The organism is Shinella sp. S4-D37 (genome assembly GCF_040812195.1).
Taxonomy (GTDB): Bacteria; Pseudomonadota; Alphaproteobacteria; order Rhizobiales; family Rhizobiaceae; genus Shinella.
Genome location: NZ_JBFNXL010000005.1, coordinates 1840239 through 1858351 on the forward strand (window position 1 = coordinate 1840239; position 18113 = coordinate 1858351).

The following is an 18113-nucleotide window of genomic DNA, read 5'->3' on the forward strand; positions in this document are numbered from 1 at the left end:
ATGAGACCTGCATTGCTCGATCCGCTCTTCGCTCCCCTCTCCTCGCTTCCCGGCATCGGCCCGAAGCTCGGCGATCTCTTCGCGCGCCTGCTCGGCCAGGAGAGCATCGAGGACTGCCGGGTCATCGACCTCGTCTTCCATTTTCCGCACTCGATCGTCGACCGGCGCAACCAGCCGGGCATCGCGCATGCGCCGCAGGGCGTGATCGTCACCGTCACCGGCCGCGTCGACCGCCACCAGCCGCCACCGCCCGGCAAATCGAGCCAGCCCTACCGCGTCTTCCTGCATGACGAGACCGGGGAACTGGCGCTGACCTTCTTCCGCGTCAAGGGCAACTGGCTGGAAAAGGCCCTGCCGATCGACGAGACGGTGGTGGTGAGCGGCAAGGTCGACTGGTTCAACGGCCGCCCTTCCATGGTGCATCCGGACTATATGGCGCGGCTCGGCGAGGCGGACACGGTGCCGCTGGTCGAGCCCGTGCACGGCCTTACCGCCGGCCTTACCGCGCGCGTGCTGCGCAAGTCGGTGGAGGCGGCCGTCGCGCGCGTGCCGCACCTGCCGGAATGGATCGAGCCGACCTTGCTGCAGCGACAGGGTTTTGCCTCCGCCTTCGACGCCATCCACCGCCTGCACGATCCGCGCGACGAGACGGATCTCGATCCGCAGGCACCCGCCCGCCGCCGGCTCGCCTATGACGAGTTCCTGGCGGGGCAGATCTCGCTCGCTTTGGTGCGCCAGCGCCTGCGCAAGGTCGCCGGGCGGCCGGTGATCGCGACCGGGGCGCTGAGCCGCCCGGTCATCGTCGCCCTGCCCTTCTCGCTTACGGGCAGCCAGCAGGCGGCGATCGCCGAAGTGCTGACGGACATGGCGGGCGAGCAGCGCATGCTTCGGCTCCTCCAGGGCGATGTCGGCGCGGGCAAGACGGCGGTGGCGCTGATGGCGATGCTGGCGGCCGTCGAATCGGGCGGCCAGGCCGTGCTGATGGCGCCGACGGAAATTTTGGCGCGCCAGCATTTTTCGACGCTTTCGCGCATGGCGGCGCCCGCGGGCGTCACCATCGACGTCCTGACCGGCCGCACCAAGGGCCGCGAGCGCGACGCGATCCTCGAACGCATCGCCTCCGGCGAGACACAGATCGTCATCGGCACCCATGCGCTATTCCAGGACAATGTCGCCTACAGGGACCTCGTGCTTGCCGTGGTGGACGAGCAGCACCGTTTCGGCGTGCACCAGCGGCTGCGGCTGACGGCCAAGGGCATCTCGCCGCACATGCTGGTGATGACGGCGACACCCATCCCGCGCACGCTGGTGCTCGCCGCCTTCGGCGACATGGACGTGTCGAAGCTCACGGAGAAGCCCGCCGGCCGCAAGCCGATCCAGACGGTCGTCATGCCGCAGGAGCGCCTCGGCGATATCGTCGAGCGCCTGCGCACGGCGCTTGCCGAGGGCAAGAAGGCCTACTGGATCTGCCCGCTGGTGGAGGAGACGGAAGAGAGCGAACTGATGTCCGTCGAGGAGCGGCATGCAACGCTTGCCAGCGTCTTCGGCGAGGCGGCCGGGCTCGTGCACGGACGGATGAGCGGGCCGGAGAAGGACGCCGCCATGCAGGCCTTCAAGACCGGCGAGACGCGACTTCTGGTGGCGACGACCGTGGTGGAGGTCGGCGTCGACGTGCCGGATGCCTCCATCATGGTGATCGAGCATGCCGAGCGCTTCGGCCTTGCCCAGCTCCACCAGTTGCGCGGCCGCGTCGGGCGCGGCGCGGAGGCGTCGAGCTGCATCCTCCTCTACAAGGGGCCGCTCAGCGAGAACGGCCGGGCGCGGCTTTCGATCCTGCGCGAGACGGAGGACGGTTTCCGCATCGCCGAGGAGGATTTGAAGCTGCGCGGCGAAGGCGAGCTTCTGGGCACCCGCCAGTCCGGCACGCCCGGCTTCCTGGTGGCCAGCCTCGAAGCCCATGGCGACCTTCTCGAAATCGCCCGCAAGGACGCCGCCTATGTGCTGGAGCGCGACGCGGACCTGACGAGCGAACGCGGCGAAGCGATCCGCACCCTGCTCTATCTCTACCGCCGCGACGAGGCGATCCGGTTCCTGCGTGCGGGATGACCACAAAATCGTGATTTCGCCGAGAGGGCGCGTGAAGGCATACTGCTGGCCGCATCAGCGAAGAAGGAGAAATGCCATGAAGACAGTTCTCGTAGTCGCAGCAACGTTTGGCCTTTCGGCATCCGCCGCCCTTGCGGATTGCGCCTGGCACACCAAGGGCTCGGCCGAGGCCGACGTCGACAGGACGATCACCACGGCAAGCGTCAACACAACCGAAAAGCAGTCCCGCCTGCCGGCGGAAGAAGGCAAGATCATCCTGGAAGAACAGAAAGACGCGACTGTAACCGAATAAGCCGTTGGAACCGCCCCATTTTTTGCGGGCGGTCCAAAATGCCGGCAAGGTTTACAAACCTCTCCTCCGTCATCCTCGGGCTTGACCCGAGGATCCACACGGCACTCGCGGCATGGATCCTCGGGTCAAGCCCGAGGATGACGTGAAGGATGGGAGAGGGCTCGGCAAACGACCGCTGGAAGCCTCCCTCAGCCCTTCTTCTTGCCCTTCGCCTTGCGCTGCTCTTCGCTCTCGACGAGCTGCAACGTCTTTTCCGGCGGCGTGACGAGGCCGACGGAGATGATGAGCTTGGCGGCGTCTTCCGCGCTCATATCGAGCGGCACCAGTTTTTCGCGCGGCACATAGACAAGCCACCCGGCCGTCGGAAAGGGCGTCGGCGGCAGGAAGCAGGCGACCATGTCCTTGCCCATGGAGCGGAATTTCGTCGCGATCTCGCCGCGCGCATCCGTCGCCACGAAGACGATCGCCCACAGGCCCGGGCTCGGATATTCGATCATCGCCGCCTTGTTGAACGAGGTGCCCTTGTCCTTCAGCACCGTCTCGAAGATCTGCTTCAGGCTCTTGTGCACCGTGCGCACCAGCGGCGTGCGGTTGAACAGCCCGTCGCCGAACTCCACGATGGTGCGGCCGATGAGGTTTTTTCCCAGGAAGCCGACGAGCGTGATCAGCACCAGCGCCGTCAGGAGGCCGAAGCCGGGAATGGCGAACTGGAGATAGCTCTCCGGATTGTACTGCGCGGGAATATAGGGCTTTACCCAGCTGTCGGCCCAGCGGATGAAGGTCCAGGTCAGCCAGATGGTGATGGCGATCGGCGCGCAGATGACGAGGCCGGTCAGGAAATTGTTGCGCAGCCGCATGGCAAGCGACGGTCTCGGGACGAGGTCGGTCATCGGGTATCCAGCACCTGGCGCATTTCCAGCATAAGTGTGCAGCGGTTCTGCATCCGGAAATGCGAAAAACATATGGATAGAGCGTTTTCGCGATTCGAGGAAAAGCGGAAATGCTCCAGCGAGCGCGGGAAGACACTCAGCCGTAGAAAGCCGGATGATAGGAAACGGTTCCCTCGCCGTAAACCGGAGAAAACGCCACACGCATGAAATACTCCGGCGGCACGCCGTCGAGCACCAGCTTCGGATCGGCGGCAAAGCCGAACCGGGTGTAGTAGGCGGGGTCGCCGAGCAGCACGCAGCCCGTCGCGCCGAGGGCCCTGAGGCGTTGCAGCCCCTCCCCGATGAGCCTGCCGCCGATGCCCTCGCCCTGTCGGGCCGGATCGACGGAAATCGGGCCCAGCCCGTACCAGCCCGCGCTGCCGTCGGAGACCGTGACCGGCGAGAAGGCGACATGGCCGACGATCACGCCGTCCGCCTCCACCACCAGCGAGAGCGTCAGGGCGCCGGCCGCGCGCAGCCGGTCGATGATGATGTGCTCGGTGCCGTCGGCATGCGGCGCGGTCCTGAAGGCCGTTTCCGTCAGCGCGCGGATGGCGTCCCCATCACCGGGCCGTTCCGGGCGCAGAAAGATCATTCGACGGTCACGGACTTGGCGAGGTTGCGCGGCTGGTCGACATCGGTGCCCATGAAGACGGCCGTGTGGTAGGCGAGAAGCTGGATCGGCAGCGAATAGATCATCGGCGCTATGATCTCGTCGACATTCGGCAGCACGATCGTCGCCATGGTTTCAAGTTTCGAGGCGGCGGCGCCCTTCTCGTCGGTGATGAAGATGATCCGCCCGCCGCGCGCGGCCACTTCCTGCATGTTCGAGACGGTCTTCTCGAAGAAGCGGTCGTGCGGGGCGATGACGATGACCGGCATGTTCTCGTCGATCAGCGCGATGGGCCCGTGCTTCAGTTCGCCCGCGGCATAGCCCTCGGCATGGATATAGGAGATCTCCTTGAGCTTCAGCGCGCCTTCCATGGCCAGCGGATAGCTGGTGCCGCGGCCGAGATAGAGCACGTCCTTGCACCTGGAGAGATCGCGCGAAAGCTGCTCGATCGACGGCTGGATCGTGTTGAGCACGCCGGCCATGATGCGCGGCATCTCGACGAGATTGCGCACCAGCGCCTTTTCTTCCGCCGCGCTGATCGTGCCGCGCGCCCGGCCCGCGCCGACGGCGAGCGCGGCCAGCACGGCGAGCTGGCAGGTGAAGGCCTTGGTGGAAGCGACGCCGATCTCCGGGCCGGCGAGGATCGGGAAGACGGCGTCCGATTCGCGGGCGATCGTCGATTCCTTCGTGTTGACGACCGCGCCGATCTTCAGCCCGTTCTCCTTGCAGTAGCGCAGCGAGGCGAGCGTGTCGGCCGTCTCGCCGGATTGCGAGATGAAGAGCGCGGCCGAGGCCGGGTTCAAGGGGATCTCCCGGTAGCGGAATTCCGAGGCGACATCGATCTCGACCGGCAGGCGGGCATAGCGCTCGAACCAGTATTTGCCGATGAGGCCGGCGAGATAGGCGGTGCCGCAGGCGGAGATGGCAAGGCTCGGCACGGTGGCGAAGTCGATTCCCGAGGCGACCGGCCGCACCCTATGACCGAGGAAATCGACATAATGGCTGAGCGCGTGCGAGATCGCTTCCGGCTGCTCATGGATCTCCTTTTCCATGAAATGCCGATGGTTGCCCTTGTCGACGAGATAGGCGGCGGCGGACGAGACCTGGCGCGGCCGCTCGACGCGGTTGCCGTCAATATCGAAGACGAAGGCGCCGTCGCGGCCGAGCACCGCCCAGTCGCCGTCGACGAGATAGGTGATCTCGCTGGTGAAGGGGGCGAGTGCGATGGCATCCGAGCCCAGGAACATCTCGCCGCGGCCATGGCCGATGGCGAGCGGCGGGCCGCTGCGCGCGGCCATGATGGTCGACGGGTCGTCCTCGAAGATGACGGCAAGCGCATAAGCGCCGGTGACGCGGCGCAGCATGGCATGCATCGCCTCGCGCCGGCCGAGGCCCTCGCGGCGGTATTTCGCGACGAGCTGGGCGACGACTTCCGTGTCGGTCTGCGTGGCGAAGGTCGCACCGCCCGCGGCAAGCTCGTCCTTCAGCTCGGAAAAATTCTCGATGATGCCGTTGTGCACGACGGCGACGCCATCGACGAAATGCGGATGGGCATTGGTCTCCGTCGGCGCGCCGTGCGTCGCCCAGCGCGTGTGGGCGATGCCGGTCGTGCCGGCGAGCGGCTCCTCTGCGAGGCGCTTTTCGAGGTTGAAGAGCTTGCCTTCGGCGCGGCGGCGCACCAGCTTGCCGTCAACAATGGTGGCGACGCCGGCCGAATCGTAGCCGCGATATTCAAGGCGCCTCAGGGCATCGACAAGACGATCCGCGACCGGCTGGTTTCCGACGATACCGACAATTCCGCACATGGCCCGCTCCGCAGGTTCGCTTCGTTCTATTGCCTTCGTTTCGTAGAGGTTTTCCGCCGCGGTGCAACACGACGGTACTCACTTTCGATTGCAAGCGTTAACGCGGGCAGCGACTATTCGGCGGCCTTCTTCTTCGCGGCCTTGATCGCCTGGTTGCGCTCGCGGATGAGGACGGCCCTGCCCTCCTTGTTCTCCTGCCGGGCCCGGCCGAAGGCGACGGCATCGTCCGGCACATCCACGGTGATGACGCTGCCGGAGGCGACATAGGCGCCGTCGCCGATCGAAACGGGGGCGACGAGCGACGTGTTGGAGCCGATGAAGGCGTGGCCGCCGATGCGGGTCAGGTGCTTGTTGATGCCATCATAGTTACACGTAATGGTGCCCGCGCCGATATTCGTCTTTTCGCCGATGATGGCGTCACCGATATAGGTAAGGTGGTTGACCTTGGCGCCCGCGCCGATCTCCGCCTTCTTCACCTCGCAGAAATTTCCGACCTTGGAATGCGGGCCGAGATTGGCGCCCGGCCGAAGGCGGGCATAGGGGCCGATCTCGGCATCCTCGGCGATATGCGCCCCCTCGATATGCGAGAAGGAATGGATGAGCGCGCCGCTTTCCACGGTGACGCCGGGTCCGAAGAAGACGTTCGGCTCGATGGTCACATCTGGCGCGATCTTCGTGTCATAGGCGAGGAACACGGTCTCCGGCGCGATCATCGACACGCCGTCGAGCATCATCCGGTGGCGGCGGCGCTGCTGCCAGAGCCGCTCGATAACCGCAAGTTCGGCGCGCGTGTTGCAGCCGGTCAGCTCTTCCTCGGGGGCCTCGACGGCAATCGCCCGGCCGCCTGCCGCGCGCACCACCTCGACGATGTCGGTGAGGTAATATTCGCCCTTGGCATTGGCATTGCCGATCCGGCCGATGAGGTCGAGCGCCTTGCGCCCGTCGATCGCCATCAGGCCGCCGTTGCAATAGGTGATGGCGCGCTCGGCCGCGCTCGCGTCCTTCTCCTCGCGGATCGCCAGCAGTGCGCCGTTCTCCACGATCAGCCGGCCGTAGCCGGTCGAGTCCGCCGTCTCGAAACCGATGACGACGACGTCCGCGCCGCCGGCAAGGCCCGCCCGGGCGGCCGCCAGCGGCGTCTCGGTGACGAGCGGCGTGTCGCCGAAGATGACGAGCACGTCGTCATAGCCCTTCGCGATCGCCTCGCGGGCGGCCAGCACGGCATGGGCGGTGCCGAGCCGCTCGGTCTGGATATGCACGGAACTGGTGACCGCGGGGTTCTGCGCCGCCGCCTCGACCCTGTCCGCGTCGCGGCCGAGCACCAGCGCGATATCGGCAATGCCGGCGCACGCCAGCGCATCGACCACATGGCCGATCATCGGCCGGCCGGCGACGGGATGCAGCACCTTCGAACGGGAGGATTTCATCCGCGTGCTTTCGCCGGCAGCCAGGATGACGGCCAGGCAGGTGCGCTTCGTTGCAGTCATGGGAATCCTCGTTCACCCGAAATCGACGCCGTTCCATAGCAAAAACGGAGCGGCGGAGACAAAGGGATTTCTCAAAGGCCGGCGGGCGCGTCCCGCCCGCCCCCGTTTCAGCCGGCGCTGCTGCGCAGGCGGCTTTCCGTCAGAAGCCCGCTCTCGTCGAGGATCGGATAGGCGACCGAGACGAGATGGGCGTTGACGCGCTTGAGGTCGCGCAGCATGTCGAGATGCAGCGAACTCGTCTGGAGACTGTCGAGCCGCCCGTCGCGCAGGCGCGCCAGGTGGCGTTCGGACGACTGTTTCTCCATGCGCCGCACATCCACCTTCACCTCGACGAGCTGGCGGGCGAGCCCGGCGTCCCGCGTCACGAAGATCGTCTGGGCGATGCGCAGGTTCTCGATCGTCAGGTTGAAGAGGTTGGCGAGCTCCTTGTAGCCGTCGTCGGAGAATTTCAGGCCGCCCGCGATCTTCTTGCGCACCTGCTCCTGCAGGCCCTTCTCGATGATGTCGCCGATATGTTCGAGGTTGATCGCATAGTCGATGATGACGATGGAGCGGGCGGCGCTTTCGCCGGTGATGCCCTGCCGGCCGAGGCGCGAGAGGTAGATCTTCACCTCCTGCTGCAAGGCATCGACCTGCCGCTCCAGTTCGACCACGTCCTTCAGCGGCGTCAGGTTGTTGTCGTTGAAGGCCCGCATGGTGCCGATCAGCATGGATTCGATGATGTCGCCGACGCGCAGCACCTCGCGCGTGGCGCCGGAAAGCGCCACGACGGGGTTCGAAAGCGCGGCATCGTCGAGATATTTCGGCCCCGTCTCCGACTGCTTCTCCTCCGGCACGAGCTTTTCCATCAGCCTGGAAAGCGGGCCGGAGAACGGCCAGAGGACCAACGCCACGACAAGGTTGAACGCCAGGTGCACGTCGACGGGGAGTTTTGCCGCCGGGAGCGGCAGGAGGGCCAGGAGGTCGGCGACATGTCCGGCAAAGGGCAGGACGGCAAGGCAGCCGACCCCGCGCACGATGAGGTTGCCGAGCGTGACGCGCCGGGCCGAGGCCGCCGCCTTCATGGTGGCGATGACCGGCGGCACGGCGCCGCCGAGATTGGCGCCGAGCACGAGGATGACGGTCAGCGCCGGCGACAGGATGCCCATCGCGGTCAGCGAGATGATGAGCACGACGACCGCAAGGCTGGAGGACGAAATGATGGCGAGGACCGTGGAGAAGGCGAGCGCCACCGGCCAGGCGCCGTCGAGCAGCGTCAGGAAGGCGCCGAGCGCCGGCGACTGGCGCATCGGCTCGGTCGCAAGGCTGAGGAGATGCAGCGACAGGAGCATGAGGCCGATGCCGACCAGCGCCGAGCCGAGGCCCTGCCGGGCCGTGGAACTGCTGGATTTATAGAAGACGATGCCGATCAGGATGATGAGCGGGGAAACCGATTCGATGCCCGTCGCCACCAGCCAGGCCGTGACGGCCGTGCCGACATTGGCGCCGAGCAGCACGATCTGCGCCATGCGCGCCCTGACGAGGTTGCGCTCGACGAAGGAGGCGATCATCAGCGCCGTCGCCGTCGAGCTCTGCAGCGCGACGGTGGCGATGAAGCCGGCGAAGAAGGAGCGGAACGGCCCGCGCGTGCCGAGCGCCAGGCCCGAGCGCAGCCGCACGCCAAAGGCGCGCGTCATGCCGTCCTTCACCTGCGCAAGGCCGAAGAGCAGCAGCGCGACCGCGCCGAAAAGATTGATCATGACAATCGTGGAGTCCACGCTTTTGCCCCTTCCTTACCGGTGAAAACGGGACTCACCGGCCCGATCGAGTATCCGAGCACGAAGTTTTCCATCGTGATAGGCCATTTTGGCGGTATTCCGTCAATAATTTCAAAAAGTGTTTGTTTGCCGGCAAAATAAATCGCTGCTCGTTGACACATTTGCGCCGGCACCGGATTTCCCGCGCATTGCAAGCACCCGGCGGACTTCAATTCCCGCGAACTTTCCGTTAAGAGACGGTTTCCGGCCGCACGGCCGCCGAGATTGAGGAAATTTAGACGATGCTCGAAGCCCTGAGACGCGCCTCCCAGACCTGGGTGGCAAAAGCCCTGCTGATCGTTCTGGTCGGTTCCTTCGCTGTCTGGGGCGTTTCGAGTTCTCTCGTCAACGGCACGGCCAATTCCGTGATCACGGTCGGCGACGTCAGCGTTTCGCCGACGGACTTCCGCCTTGCCTACGAGCGCCAGGTCGCCACCATGTCGCAGCGCTTCGGCATGCGGCTGAACGCCGAGCAGGCCCGCGCCTTCGGCATCGAGAATCAGGTTTTCGCCGAACTCGTGGCCGGCGCCGCGCTCGACCAGCTCTCGCGCGACATGAATCTCGGCCTTTCCGAGGGCCGCCTTGCCCAGTTGATCGCCGACGACCCGGCCTTCCGCGGCGTCAACGGCCAGTTCGACCGCATGATCTTCTCCTCCGTGCTGCGCAATGCGGGCCTCAGGGAGAACGACTACATCAACAACCGCAGCCAGGTGGCCGTCCGCGCCCAGGTCGTCGAGGCGGTGTCCGACGGCTACAAGGCGCCCGACGTGCTGACGGCGGCGCTGCGCCAGTATCGCAACGAAGCGCGCACCATCGATTATCTCATCCTCAGCAACGCCAATATCGACCCGGTCAAGGCGCCGGGCGACGACGTGCTCGCCCCCTGGTTCGAGGAGAACAAGGCCAAGTACCGCGCACCGGAATACCGCAAGGTCGTCTATGTCTCGCTGGAGCCGAAGGACATCGTCGACACGGCCGCGATCACCGACGAGGCGCTTCAGGCCGACTATGACAAGAGCAAGGAAAAGTACCGTACGCCGGCCACCCGCACGATCGAGCAGCTGACCTTCGCCGACCGCGCCAGCGCGGACGCCGCCGCCGCCAAGCTCGCCTCCGGCACGACCTTCGACGCGATCGTCGCCGAACAGGGCAAGACGGCCGCCGACGTGCTGCTCGGCGATTTCACGCAGGCGAACGTGCCGGACCAGAAGTTCGCAGAGCCCGCCTTCGCCGTCGCTGAAAACGGCGGCACGACGCCGGTCATCGACGGCACCTTCGGCCCGATCATCCTGCGCGTGACGAACATCCGCCCGGAAAACGTCAAGACCTTCGTCGAGGTGAAGGAGGAGCTGCGCAACGAGCTGGCGCTGAGCGAGGCCGCCGACGGCATCCTCGCCGTGCACGACCGGCTGGAGGATGCCCGCGCCGAGGGTTTCGGCCTTGCGGAAGCCGCCGCCAACAACAACCTGAAGGCCGTGACGATCGATGCGATCGACGCCCAGGGCAACGACCAGAAGGGCGAGGAGATCGACGGCCTGCCCGAAAGGGCCGCCCTTCTCGGCGAGATCTTCAAGACGGATGTCGGCACGGAAACGCAGCCGATCAATGTCGGCCGCGAGGGCTATGCCTGGTTCGAAGTGCTCGACGTGATCCCGGACCGTGACCGCACGCTCGACGAGGTGCGCGAGCGCGTTGTCGCCGACTGGACCGCCGAGCAGCAGCGCCAGACGCTGGCCAGGAAGGCCGAGGAACTGGCCGAGCGCGTGCGCAAGGGCGGCGATATCGCAGCCATTGCCGGTGAACTCGGCATGGCCGTCGAGAACAAGGCGGGCCTCAACCGCGGCGCCCAGGATCCCGTGCTGAGCCCGGCGGCCGTCGCCGCCGCCTTTGCCGGTCCCGTCGGCCACGTCGCCAACACGCCCGGCGTCGATGGCGAAGGCCAGATCCTCTTGAAGGTGACCGAGGTGAACGCCGAGGCCGCCACCGACGCGCTTTCCGGCGACGAGCAGCAGATCGCCGCCGTTGCCCGCGCCAGCGGCGACGACATCCTCGATCAGATGGTGAGCGCCCTGCAGACCTCTTACGGCGTTTCGATCAACCGCACGCTCGCCGAGCAGAGCATCGCCCGATAGGAAGGGAGACGGGAACCGCATGTCCGACCTGAAACCCTATATCGCCAAGGTCGCCGGCGGCGGCACGCTGGACCGCGACGACGCCCGCGGCGCCTTCGAGATCATCATGTCCGGCGCCGCCACGCCCTCGCAGATCGGCGGCTTCCTGATGGCGCTGCGCGTGCGCGGCGAGACCGTCGACGAGATCTACGGCGCCGTCGGCTCGATGCGCGCCCGCATGCTGCCGGTCGCTGTTCCCGCCGACGCGGTCGACATCGTCGGCACGGGCGGCGACGGCGCGGGCACCTACAACATCTCGACGCTCGCGGCGATCATCGTCGCGGGCGCCGGCGTTCCGGTCGCAAAGCACGGCAACCGGGCGCTGAGCTCCAAATCGGGCACGGCGGACGCGCTGTCCTGCCTCGGCGTCAAGCTGGATATCGGCCCCGCGGAGATCGCGCGCTGCGTGCACGACGCCGGCCTCGGCTTCATGTTCGCCCAGCTTCACCATCCCGCCATGAAGCATGTCGGCCCGTCGCGCGTCGAACTCGGCACGCGCACGATCTTCAACCTGCTCGGCCCCCTTTCCAATCCCGGCAGCGTCAAGCGCCAGTTGCTCGGCGTCTTCTCGCCGCACTGGCTGCTGCCGATCGCCGAGGTGATGCGCGACCTCGGCTCGGAAAGCATCTGGGTGGTGCATGGCGAAGGCCTCGACGAGATCACCACGACGGGCACGACGAAGGTCGCCGCGCTGGAGGATGGTAGGATTCGCACCTTCGAGCTGACGCCCGCCGATTTCGGCCTGCCCCAGGTGACGCTCGACGACCTGCGCGGCGGCGACGGCGCGCACAACGCGGCCGCCCTCCTCTCCGTGCTCGGCGGCGCGCACATGCCCTACCGGGACATTTCGCTGGCCAATGCCGCCGCCTCGCTGGTCGTCGCCGGCAGGGCGGAAACTTTGAAGGACGGCATGCGTCTCGCCACCGAAGCGCTGGAAAGCGGCCGCGCCCGCACCGCGCTGGAACGCCTTGTCGCAGTTTCCAACGAAGGCCAGGCGGAGTAGGATTGTCCATGACCGATATCCTGAAGAAGATCGAAGCCTACAAGCTGGAAGAGATCGCCGCCGCCAAGACGCGCGTTTCCCCCGTAGAACTTCGCGCCCGCATCCGCGACCAGGAGCCGCCGCGCGGCTTCTTCGCGAGCCTTACGGCAAAAAAGGCGGAAGGCCGCTTCGGCCTCATCGCCGAGATCAAGAAGGCCAGCCCCTCCAAGGGCCTCATCCGGCCGGATTTCGATCCGCCGGCGCTGGCGAAAGCGTATGAGGCCGGCGGCGCGGCCTGCCTTTCCGTCCTCACCGACACGCCGAGTTTTCAGGGCGCGCCGGAATTCCTGACGGCGGCGCGTGCGGCCTGCGGCCTGCCGGCGCTGCGCAAGGATTTCATGTTCGACAGCTACCAGGTGCTGGAGGCGCGCGCCTGGGGCGCGGACTGCATCCTCCTCATCATGGCCTCGCTCGGCGACGACGATGCGAAGAAACTCGAAGACGCCGCGTTCTCGCTCGGCATGGACGTCTTGATCGAGGTGCACGACGCGCCCGAAATGGAGCGGGCGCTGAAGCTCAAGTCCAAGCTCGTCGGCATCAACAACCGCAACCTGCGCACCTTCGAGGTGGACCTCGCCGTGTCGGAAAAGCTTGCCGGCATGGTGCCGGACGACCGGCTGCTGGTCGGCGAGAGCGGCATCTTCACCCATGCGGATTGCGAACGGCTCGGCAAGGTCGGCATCTCGACCTTCCTCGTCGGCGAAAGCCTGATGCGCAAGGACGACGTGGCGGCCGCCACCGGCGAACTCCTCACCGGCTCGGCCGGCATGCTGGCGGCGGAATGATGGCGGTCCCGACATGACGGGCGAGGCCCGCACGCTCACCCATATCGACGCCTCCGGCAAGGCCGACATGGTGGATGTCGGCGACAAGGCGGAGACGGTGCGCGTCGCGCTTGCCGAAGGGTGCATCCGCATGGCGCCGGAAACGCTGGACCTCATCCTGACCGGCAATGCCAAGAAGGGCGACGTGATCGGTACGGCGCGGCTTGCCGGCATCATGGCCGCCAAGCAGACCGCCAGCCTCATCCCGCTCTGCCATCCGCTGATGCTGACCAAGGTCGCCGTCGATATTCGCGAGGACCGCGCCCTGCCGGGCCTGCGCGTCGAGGCGATGGCCAAGCTCACCGGCCGCACCGGCGTGGAGATGGAGGCGCTCACCGCCGTCAGCGTCGCCTGCCTCACCATCTACGACATGGCGAAGGCCGCCGACCGGGAGATGGAGATAGGCGGCATCCGCCTCGTGGAGAAATCCGGCGGCCGCTCCGGCGACTACCGGCGCGGAGACGCCGGCTGATGTCGCTGCTGCCCGTCGAAGACGCCCTCCATCGCCTGCTTTCCACCGCCCGGCCGACCCGGCGCACCGAGACGGTCCCGCTGCATGAGGCCGACGGCCGCGTGCTGGCAGAGGACGTCGCCGCCCGGCTGACGCAGCCGCCCTTCGACAATTCCGCGATGGACGGCTATGCCGTGCGCCACGCGGATATCGCCGCGCTCGGCTCGATCCTGACCGTTGCAGGCATGTCTTCCGCCGGCCACGCCTTCGAAGGCACCGCCGGTCCCGGCGAGGCCGTGCGCATCTTCACCGGCGCCCCGCTGCCGGCCTTCGCCGATACCGTGCTCCTGCAGGAAGACGCCGCGGTGCTGGAGGACGGCCGCATCCGCACCACCTTCCTCACGCCGAAGGGCCGCCACATCCGCCCGCGAGGCCAGGATTTTTCCGAAGGCGAGGTCGTCCTGAAAGCCGGCGACATGCTCGATGCCGGCCGCCTGACGGTCGCGGCGGCCATGAACCATGCGGCGCTGTCCGTCTATGCCCGCCCACGCATTGCCGTGCTCGCCACCGGCGACGAACTCGTGCCGCCCGGCACGCCGCCGGGAACCAGCCAGATCATCGCCTCCAACACGTACGGCGTCGCGGCCCTCGCCCGTGCGGCCGGCGCGCAGGTGATCGACCTCGGGATCGTCGCGGACGACAAGGAGGCGATGCTTCAGGCCGTGCGCCGGGCGCTGTCGCTCGATATCGATGGGCTCGTCACGCTCGGCGGCGCCTCCGTCGGGGACTTCGACCTCGTGCAGCCCGTGCTCGGCGAGGCCGGCATGGAGCTCGACTTCTGGCGCATCGCCATGCGCCCGGGAAAGCCGCTGATGGTCGGCCGCCTCGGCGCCGTGCACGTCATGGGCCTGCCCGGCAATCCCGTCTCGAGTCTCGTCTGCTCCCACCTCTTCCTCGTTCCCCTCGTGCGCCGCCTCGCGCACCTGCCGGCGGTAAGCCGCGAGTATCCGGCAATCGCCGCCGTGCCCCTCAAGGAAAACGACCATCGGCAGGACTATGTGCGCGCACGCCTTGCCCGTGGCCCCGCCGGCGACCTCATGGTCACGCCACTGGACAAGCAGGATTCTTCCATGATGAAGGCTTTCGCGGCCTCCGAAGGCCTCCTCATCCGCCCGCCGCACGCGCCCGCGATCCCCGCGGGCGCGCCCTGCACTGTGCTTCTCCTGCGCGAACCCTCCGCCTGAACAGTATTATTATTGTTTCAGCAACCCCTTGCGGAACACATATGGAACAGATAGTGTCCGTTCTGGATTTGTTTCACTCGATTCTCGGTGGAGGGGCCATGCTCACGCGGAAACAACAGGAACTTCTCCTGTTCATTCATGAACGGATGAAGGAGTCCGGCATTCCTCCCTCGTTCGACGAGATGAAGGATGCGCTGGATCTCGCGTCCAAGTCGGGCATCCACCGCCTCATCACGGCGCTGGAGGAGCGCGGCTTCATCCGGCGCCTGCCGAACCGGGCCCGCGCGCTGGAGGTGATCAAGCTTCCCGAAGCCTATAGCCAGAGCCTGCAGCCGCGCCGCGGCTTTTCGCCGGCCGTCATCGAGGGCAGCCGCGGCAAGCAGCCGCCAGCCGTCGCCGCCCCGCCGCAGCGCACGCCCGTTGCGGAGATTTCCTCCTCCGTCTCCGTTCCGGTCATGGGCCGCATCGCCGCCGGCGTGCCGATCTCCGCCATCCAGAACAACACCCACGACATCACCGTGCCGGCCGAGATGATCGGCAACGGCGATCACTATGCGCTGGAGGTCAAGGGCGATTCGATGATCGAGGCCGGCATCCTCGACGGCGACACGGTGATCATCCGCACGGCCAGCAGCGCCAATCCCGGCGAGATCATCGTCGCCCTCGTCGACGAGGAGGAGGCGACGCTCAAGCGCTTCCGCCGCAAGGGTGCCTCCATCGCGCTCGAAGCGGCAAACCCCGCCTACGAGACCCGCATCTTCGGGCCGGACCGGGTGAAGATCCAGGGCAAGCTGGTCGGCCTCATCCGCCGCTATCATTGATCCTTCGGCGGATCGAAGCTGCCGGTGCGCCAGTCATAGGTGCGGTGGCGGGTCCAGGGCCGGTCGAGGCTTTCCACGGCGGGCGTCATGTGTGCCTCTGAAAAGGTGCCGGAAGCCCCTTCGGCCGCCGGCCGGATTTCGAGGGCACCGGTTCGCCTGAGGTGACGCGCCGTCACCAGGCGGGCGCCGGAGCGGCAGGCTTCCAGCCGCAGGGCAAAGGGCACGACGACGAGGTCCGCGGCATCGCAGGCCGTCCCCAGGAAGGCGACGTCGTCCAGGGTGACGACCCGCCAGCCGCTCGGCGAGACGGCGGCGCAGAATGCCTTCGCCTCGCAGACGAAACTTCCGCCCGTCCGGGCTGCCGCGAGCGCCCACGCCATGGCCTCCTTCGCCTTCTGCCGGTCGGCCTTGCGGCGCGGCGGTTTCCCGCTTGCCGCAGTATCATCCGTTTCCTCCAGGGTCAGGCCCTCGCTCCTGCGCGTTTGCGGTTTTGCAAGATCGCCGAGCCGCAAGGCCCGCCGCCACTGGGAATAGATGAAGTCGGAGGGCCTTGCACGGTTCGTCGCGACGGTTTCGCCGCGCAGGATGGCGACCAGGCGGCCGTCCTCCGATACCAGCATTTCCGGCCTGGCGCCCGCGGCGGGAAGGCAGGCGATCGCAAGGCCGAGGGCGGCAAGCAGCGTTCCGGCATGGCGCAGCCGCGTGCGCAGGATGCAGACGAGCCCGCCGCCGAGGCCGATCAGCAGGAAGGCGGCGGGCGGGATGCGGCCGGTGACGATCTCGCCCTTCCAGCCCGCGACCCACATCGAAAGCGCGATCATCCACTCGATGCCCTTGCCCATGATCGCGAAGGGCACGGCGTCGAGCCCGAAGGGCATCAGCAGCACCGCGACAAGGCCGAAGGGCATGACGACGGCGCTGATGACGGGCATGGCGAGCAGGTTGCCGGCAAGCCCATAGGCCGGGATGCGATGGAAATGGCCGACGGAATAGACCAGCGTCGAGACCCCGCCGATCAGCGAGGACAGCATGAGCCCGCCTAGGAAGCGCCCCAGCGCGCCGCCGAACAGTTTGAAGCGCCCTTCCCCGCCCTCCCGCCGCACCGGACGCTCGCGCCAGGCGGCATAGCCGGCGACGAGGCCGAGCGTCGCCGCATAGGACATCTGGAAGCCCGGATTGGTGACGGCGGAGGGGGTGACGGCGAGGATGACGATCGCCGACAGCGCCACGTTGCGCAGGCTGATCGCGGCGCGGCCGAACAGCACCGCCACCAGCATGATGCAGATCATGATCCAGGAGCGCACGGCGGAGATCGCGCCGCCGGAGACGAGGATGTAGAGCGTCACCATGACGAGCGCGCCGGCGGCGGCGATCTTCTTGGCGGGATAGCGCTCGCAAAAGCCCGGGATCAGCGCCATCAGCCCCCGCGCGCCGACAAGGAACGTGCCCGCCGCGAGCACCATGTTCAGCCCGGAAATGGCGAGCACATGGGCAAGCCCCGCCTGCCGCAGCGCCTCCACCGTCTCAGTGCCGATCGCCCGCTGCTCGGCGGTCACCAGCGCCGCGGCGATCGCGCCGGCATCCCCGCCGATCCGGCCCCGGATATGCTCGGTGAGGTTGCTTCGCCAGGCCGCGATCTCCTGGCGGATCCGGTCCACGACGCCCGGCGCGGCCAAGGCAACCGCGGTCGGGGCGCGGTAGAAATAGCCGACGGCGCCGGTGCCGGCGAAATAGGCGTCGAAGGCGAAGTCGTTGAGGTTCACAAGCGCCGGGCCGGAGGCCGGCGCGAGCCGTGCCCGCCCGGTTATGCCGCCGCCGATCGCAATAGGCGCATGCGGGCTGCGGGCCAGCACCGTCACCACGCGGGGCGGCCGTTTCAGCACCGGGTCGCGGGTCGTATCGAGCGCGACGCGGTAGCGGATCGCGCCCCGGTCGTCGCTTTCGCGCGACAACACCCGGCCGCTGATCTCGGTGGTGACCGGCGCATCAAGCACGACCGTGCCGAGCCGCGCGCTTTCGAACGCCGCCAGCAGCATGCCGACGGGAAGGAGGAGCGCAGCGCCGGCCGCAAGCGCGGTCCAGTCCTCGCGATGGCGCAGGCGCCAGGCCGGCCAGAGCGCGAAGGCGGCGAAAAGCAGCACGGCGGCAAGCGGCGGATCGGCGGCGGCGGCAAACCAGAGCGCCGCCCCTGCGCCAAGGAAGACCGGCACGAAGAGGAAGAAATGGCCATGCGCCCGCTCCTGCGCGAAGGCTGCGGCGCAGGCCTGCCGCGCGGCGGGCCGTCCCCGCAGGTATTCTGCCGCCTGTCGGAGGCGGGCATGCGCGCCGCTGCAGGCCGCATCGCGCGCCGGAACCGGCAGGGGGGCGTCATCCGGCGCTGCCCGCCAGGCATGGGCCTCGGGCACCTCCCGTCGTTCCGCGACGTCGAGCTTCTCCATGGTCCCGGCCCCGCCCGATCACACCACCATTGTGCAATCGAATGAACGAAACTTCAATCAGGAGTGGGCGCGGCAAGTGCTAAGCCAGACAGAA

Annotated in this window: 14 protein-coding genes; 8 read left to right on the forward strand and 6 right to left on the reverse strand. The window is 67.3% G+C overall.

What is annotated here, in order from left to right; genetic code table 11:
• On the forward strand, positions 1-2106 hold the full coding sequence (recG, locus tag AB3G45_RS16355; protein WP_367831577.1) for an ATP-dependent DNA helicase RecG: 2106 nt from the start codon (positions 1-3) through the stop codon (positions 2104-2106).
• Positions 2107-2182: 76 nt separating this feature from the next.
• The gene (locus AB3G45_RS16360; RefSeq protein ID WP_367831578.1) at positions 2183-2398 is read left to right on the forward strand and encodes a hypothetical protein; all 216 of its coding nucleotides are present in this window, start codon (positions 2183-2185) and stop codon (positions 2396-2398) included.
• Positions 2399-2586: 188 nt separating this feature from the next.
• On the opposite strand, the gene AB3G45_RS16365 is transcribed toward AB3G45_RS16360, so the two are convergent.
• The 5 genes from AB3G45_RS16365 to AB3G45_RS16385 form a co-directional block, all read right to left on the reverse strand.
• Positions 2587-3288: a DUF502 domain-containing protein gene (locus tag AB3G45_RS16365; RefSeq protein ID WP_367831579.1), complete on the reverse strand. Its 702-nt coding sequence runs from the start codon at positions 3286-3288 to the stop codon at positions 2587-2589.
• A gap of 136 nt (positions 3289-3424) precedes the next feature.
• Positions 3425-3919, reverse strand: coding sequence for a GNAT family N-acetyltransferase (locus tag AB3G45_RS16370; protein ID WP_367833604.1), 495 nt, complete (start codon positions 3917-3919; stop codon positions 3425-3427).
• On the reverse strand, positions 3919-5745 hold the full coding sequence (gene glmS / locus AB3G45_RS16375) for a glutamine--fructose-6-phosphate transaminase (isomerizing) (protein ID WP_367831580.1): 1827 nt from the start codon (positions 5743-5745) through the stop codon (positions 3919-3921). Before glmS ends, AB3G45_RS16370 begins: the two co-directional genes overlap by 1 nt.
• A gap of 113 nt (positions 5746-5858) precedes the next feature.
• The gene (glmU, locus tag AB3G45_RS16380; RefSeq protein WP_367831581.1) at positions 5859-7232 is read right to left on the reverse strand and encodes a bifunctional UDP-N-acetylglucosamine diphosphorylase/glucosamine-1-phosphate N-acetyltransferase GlmU; all 1374 of its coding nucleotides are present in this window, start codon (positions 7230-7232) and stop codon (positions 5859-5861) included.
• 107 nt (positions 7233-7339) lie between these two features.
• Positions 7340-8989 (reverse strand): Na/Pi cotransporter family protein, encoded by a 1650-nt coding sequence (locus tag AB3G45_RS16385; protein ID WP_367831582.1) that lies wholly within the window; start codon positions 8987-8989, stop codon positions 7340-7342.
• A gap of 281 nt (positions 8990-9270) precedes the next feature.
• Between AB3G45_RS16385 and AB3G45_RS16390 the strand changes: the two genes are divergently transcribed.
• The 6 genes from AB3G45_RS16390 (at position 9271) to lexA (ending at position 15581) form a co-directional block, all read left to right on the forward strand.
• Positions 9271-11160, forward strand: coding sequence for a SurA N-terminal domain-containing protein (locus AB3G45_RS16390; RefSeq protein ID WP_367831583.1), 1890 nt, complete (start codon positions 9271-9273; stop codon positions 11158-11160).
• A gap of 19 nt (positions 11161-11179) precedes the next feature.
• Positions 11180-12202: an anthranilate phosphoribosyltransferase gene (trpD, locus tag AB3G45_RS16395; protein ID WP_367831584.1), complete on the forward strand. Its 1023-nt coding sequence runs from the start codon at positions 11180-11182 to the stop codon at positions 12200-12202.
• A gap of 8 nt (positions 12203-12210) precedes the next feature.
• Positions 12211-13026 carry an indole-3-glycerol phosphate synthase TrpC gene (trpC, locus tag AB3G45_RS16400; protein ID WP_367831585.1) on the forward strand — a complete coding sequence of 272 codons (816 nt, stop codon included), beginning with the start codon at positions 12211-12213 and terminating at the stop codon, positions 13024-13026.
• A gap of 13 nt (positions 13027-13039) precedes the next feature.
• Positions 13040-13537 (forward strand): cyclic pyranopterin monophosphate synthase MoaC, encoded by a 498-nt coding sequence (gene moaC, locus AB3G45_RS16405; protein WP_367831586.1) that lies wholly within the window; start codon positions 13040-13042, stop codon positions 13535-13537.
• Entirely contained in the window at positions 13537-14760 is a 1224-nt protein-coding gene (gene glp, locus AB3G45_RS16410; RefSeq protein WP_367831587.1) for a gephyrin-like molybdotransferase Glp, read from the forward strand. Before moaC ends, glp begins: the two co-directional genes overlap by 1 nt.
• A 98-nt stretch (positions 14761-14858) precedes the next feature.
• On the forward strand, positions 14859-15581 hold the full coding sequence (lexA, locus tag AB3G45_RS16415; RefSeq protein WP_367831588.1) for a transcriptional repressor LexA: 723 nt from the start codon (positions 14859-14861) through the stop codon (positions 15579-15581).
• Here lexA and AB3G45_RS16420 read toward each other — a convergent pair.
• Positions 15575-18019, reverse strand: a complete 2445-nt coding sequence (locus AB3G45_RS16420) for a ComEC/Rec2 family competence protein (protein WP_367831589.1) — start codon at positions 18017-18019, stop codon at positions 15575-15577. The two genes, lexA and AB3G45_RS16420, sit on opposite strands and share 7 nt — an antisense overlap.
• Positions 18020-18113: the final 94 nt, after the last annotated feature.

Coding starts and splice junctions, on each gene's coding strand:
- recG (WP_367831577.1), top strand. CDS start 1: ATGAGACCTGCATTGCTCGATCCGCTCTTCGCTCCCCTCTCCTCGCTT.
- AB3G45_RS16360 (WP_367831578.1), top strand. CDS start 2,183: ATGAAGACAGTTCTCGTAGTCGCAGCAACGTTTGGCCTTTCGGCATCC.
- AB3G45_RS16365 (WP_367831579.1), bottom strand. CDS start 3,288: ATGACCGACCTCGTCCCGAGACCGTCGCTTGCCATGCGGCTGCGCAAC.
- glmS (WP_367831580.1), bottom strand. CDS start 5,745: ATGTGCGGAATTGTCGGTATCGTCGGAAACCAGCCGGTCGCGGATCGT.
- glmU (WP_367831581.1), bottom strand. CDS start 7,232: ATGACTGCAACGAAGCGCACCTGCCTGGCCGTCATCCTGGCTGCCGGC.
- AB3G45_RS16390 (WP_367831583.1), top strand. CDS start 9,271: ATGCTCGAAGCCCTGAGACGCGCCTCCCAGACCTGGGTGGCAAAAGCC.
- trpD (WP_367831584.1), top strand. CDS start 11,180: ATGTCCGACCTGAAACCCTATATCGCCAAGGTCGCCGGCGGCGGCACG.
- trpC (WP_367831585.1), top strand. CDS start 12,211: ATGACCGATATCCTGAAGAAGATCGAAGCCTACAAGCTGGAAGAGATC.
- moaC (WP_367831586.1), top strand. CDS start 13,040: ATGACGGGCGAGGCCCGCACGCTCACCCATATCGACGCCTCCGGCAAG.
- glp (WP_367831587.1), top strand. CDS start 13,537: ATGTCGCTGCTGCCCGTCGAAGACGCCCTCCATCGCCTGCTTTCCACC.
- lexA (WP_367831588.1), top strand. CDS start 14,859: ATGCTCACGCGGAAACAACAGGAACTTCTCCTGTTCATTCATGAACGG.
- AB3G45_RS16420 (WP_367831589.1), bottom strand. CDS start 18,019: ATGGAGAAGCTCGACGTCGCGGAACGACGGGAGGTGCCCGAGGCCCAT.